This window comes from Puniceibacterium confluentis (assembly GCF_007923445.1).
Taxonomy (GTDB): domain Bacteria; phylum Pseudomonadota; class Alphaproteobacteria; order Rhodobacterales; family Rhodobacteraceae; genus Puniceibacterium; species Puniceibacterium confluentis.
In genome coordinates this window covers 1-3,280 of record NZ_VOJI01000061.1, presented here as the reverse complement: position 1 = coordinate 3,280, position 3,280 = coordinate 1, and the positions used below count along the sequence as shown (strand labels likewise).

Genomic DNA, 3,280 nt, shown 5'->3' with positions numbered 1-3,280 from the left:
CAGGCGCGGCATTTTGGGCGGTATCTTCATGCGTGAGCGGTAACCAGTTCAGAACATGCAATCAAGTTGGCAATGCCAGCCAGGCACAAGTAGCAACCCCGCTCCGAACGCGGTTGACGTCAGAAGGGATCTTCGGGAGATTTCCATGGTCTTTTCTTATGGAAGTTTGGTTCAGTCGTGTTCTGATCAGCTTTCAGGCCGGTTCAGCAGCTTTGCGTATTTCTTGAGAAACAGGTCCGCGCCCTTCACCTTGCTGGTCAGGAAGTCTCCAGCGGTGAAGAAACCAAGGAAGGAATTCCCCTGTTTGGGGCCAAGCGGCACAAGGATCGGCGCCTTGCTGCCCCATGGCTTGTAAGGCTTCATGTCTTCGACGGTTTTGCCCTGCCCCAATCCGGACAGCGTCGCCTTGAGCCAAGGCAGTTGGCGGCTTGTGGCGACGATGGTCATCCCGTCGCCTGCATCCGCGACATCGCCAGCCGCGAAAACATTGGGCAGCGAGGATGGGCGCATCCACGGGTCGACCTTGATCCGGTTTGCCGTCGTTTTCTGGACACCGGAAAGCGTATCAAGCACCTCGGAATTCGCGCGCGATCCGATGACCGGAAAGATCAGGTCGAAGTCGTGCTGCGACCCATCGGCGAGTTGCAGGGTTCCCGCATAAGGCTCGGTCAAGCTTTTCAGGTTCTCCGCCATCTGGCCAAGAATGAGCTTGACGCCAGTCTTGCGCAGTTTCGCAGCCAAAGAGGTGCCCAGCTTTGACGGCATCGTCGGGAACATCGCCTCGTCGCTTGAGATCAACGTCACCTTCTTGTCCGGCATGGCATAGGCGATTTCGCCCGCAAGCTCGGTGCCAACGGCACCAGCCCCGACAATGCCGATGCTCCGCGCCGCTTTGAGTTGCTGGTGGCTGCGCTGGTTGTCCGCCTTGAGGCCCGCGATATCGGCGCCTTGAGGCTTGAAGGGCATGGCGTTGCCAGATCCGGTGGCAACAACGATTTGATCCGCCTCTACCCGAGTGCCGTCCTCCAACGTGACACCCTTCGCGTCTATGGCTTTTGCCTTGGACGCGATGACCCTGCCGTTCGTGAGCAGCCGATCATAGGGAATAAGCGCGCGATCCAGCAGCGAAGGGTCGACAACCGCGCGGATCATGGCCGGCGCGTGAACGAAGTGACTGCGCGGCTCGATCAATGTGACTTCCGCGGTGTCGTCGAGAGACTTCGCGAGTTCGGCGCCTATGTAACCGCCGCCGACAATGGCAATTTTCTGTGACATGATTTCTAACCTTCTTGGGGGCCTTGCGGCGTAATTCTATGATTTGTGGGCGGCGTGATCGGCGGGATAGGTGATCTGTCCGAATTTCCCGGCGCGATACTCGCGGAACGCTTCGGTCAGCTCGCCGTCGCTGTTCATGACAAACGGGCCGCGCATGGCGATGGGGTCGGTGATCGCCTTACCGCCAAACAGCAGCAGATCGAGCGGTTCAACAGCCGGGTTGGTTATCTCCAACGTCCCACCCCGGGCGTCCAATCCGATGAGGGTATGAGCGTCGATCTTGGCATCACCGACCACGGCCCCATGCGTCGGCAGGAATCCCGCTACAGGCAGACCGACGTGCAAGGCGATATCGACCGTCGCAAGCGGCTCGATCCTGACGTGCCAGATAAATTCGTCCGCATAGGTGGGGATGGGCGAGGATTGCCCATCATAGCCGCCAAGCAGAACTTTGACCTCCCCACGCCCATCAGCGAGAATTACAACGGGCAGGTCCGGGGATGAGACGGGCATGTATTGCGCAGGCTCGATCTTGTTCGGCGCGGGCAGGTTGATCCAGAATTGAAAGGAATGCAGCACTCCGCCATCACGGCGCACGGGCGTCGCAAGCATTTCGTCATGGATGATGCCGTTGCCCGCGTTCATCCATTGCACGCCTCCCGCCGTGACGGTGCTGTTGTTTCCCAGGCTGTCGAAATGGGTCATGGCGCCTTCCATGACATAGGTGAAGGTCACGATACCCCGATGGGGATGGGCGAAGCTGCCATCGGGCTCGGGCAACTCACCGGCAGCAATTTCGCGCCTGGGCAGATGATCGAGAAGCAGGAACGGGCCGACCGCGTTCACAGCCCGGTTCGGAAGGGCACGTGCGATGGCAAATGTACCGACCCGACCGGGCTGCGCCGGCTCTTGGAAAGAAACTTGTTTCATTGGATTGCTCCGGTTGTTGATCCGGTGATAGGCGAAGCGGAACTTGATTGATATTTATACTTTCTTAGTATCTACATAAGTAGTTCTTAACTTGTGGTGTCTGGTGAAACTCGATCAACTGAACGTCTTGCGCGCCGTTGTTGAAACCGGCTCGGTCAAAGCGGCCGCCGAACGCCTCAACCGGACGCAGCCAGCGATCAGCCAGGCGTTGAAGGCCCTGGAATTCCAGACCGGAACTGAATTGTTTGACCGGTCGGGGTATCGGCTTGAACTCACACCCGTCGGCAAACGGGTCTATCTTCAATCCTTGCGCGTTTTGACGGAGGCGGAGGATCTGGGTCAGTTGATCCAGCATTTCGAGAAAGGGCAGGAAGAAACGATCACGATTGCGGTGGATACCAGCACCAACCTCAACGCGCTGACCCCCGTCTTATGCAAACTGCAAACGGACTTTCCCGAGACCCGCGTGGTCTTGCGCCCCGAGGTTCTGTCCGGCGCCATCGAGGCCGTAAAAACGGAAACCGCGGCAATCGCGATTTCGCCAATGTCCTCGATCATGCTCGAGGAAGAGGGTTTCGACTACATCCCCCTCGGGACATCGACGTTGCGCAATGTTACGTCACCATCCCTTTGGGCTGAGATGGACAATCCCAAGCGGCTCTCGGACATGCGGCGCTTCCATCAGGTCATCGCAAGCGACAGCGGGCAAGCCGGAGGGCTGTTCGACCGCGAAATCGGCGTCCAGAAAGGCCAGCGCCGCTGGTACGTCAGCGACCTCCACACAAAGAAGCACCTTCTGATCGCGGGCCTCGGGTGGGGCCGCCTGCCGGAACACATGATCGCGGAAGAGTTGAAGCAAGGGCAGCTGTGCGAGATAGACTTGCCACACACGCATCTTGCCTTCGACGTGACCATCTATGCGTTTCGCCAGTCCAAACCAATCGTCCGCGCCGTAGCGGAATTGCTTTGGAGAGAATTTGAAGCCCATGCTGCGTAAGGGCATTGCCAACTTGATTGCATGTTCTGAACTGGTTACCGCTCACGCATGAAGATACCGCCCAAAATGCCGCGCCTG

The 3,280-nt window shown here is 58.4% G+C and carries 3 protein-coding genes; 1 reads left to right on the top strand and 2 read right to left on the bottom strand.

Annotated elements, in window-relative coordinates:
* Positions 1 to 186: 186 nt before the first annotated feature.
* Both FOY53_RS22440 and FOY53_RS22435 read right to left on the bottom strand, forming a co-directional pair.
* Positions 187 to 1,275, bottom strand: coding sequence for an NAD(P)/FAD-dependent oxidoreductase (locus FOY53_RS22440; protein ID WP_146592514.1), 1,089 nt, complete (start codon positions 1,273 to 1,275; stop codon positions 187 to 189).
* Between the two features lie 36 nt (positions 1,276 to 1,311).
* Positions 1,312 to 2,205 (bottom strand): pirin family protein, encoded by an 894-nt coding sequence (locus FOY53_RS22435; protein WP_146592513.1) that lies wholly within the window; start codon positions 2,203 to 2,205, stop codon positions 1,312 to 1,314.
* A gap of 103 nt (positions 2,206 to 2,308) precedes the next feature.
* Here FOY53_RS22435 and FOY53_RS22430 point away from each other — a divergent pair, with 103 nt between their 5' ends.
* Positions 2,309 to 3,202: a LysR family transcriptional regulator gene (locus tag FOY53_RS22430; protein WP_186766734.1), complete on the top strand. Its 894-nt coding sequence runs from the start codon at positions 2,309 to 2,311 to the stop codon at positions 3,200 to 3,202.
* Positions 3,203 to 3,280: the final 78 nt, after the last annotated feature.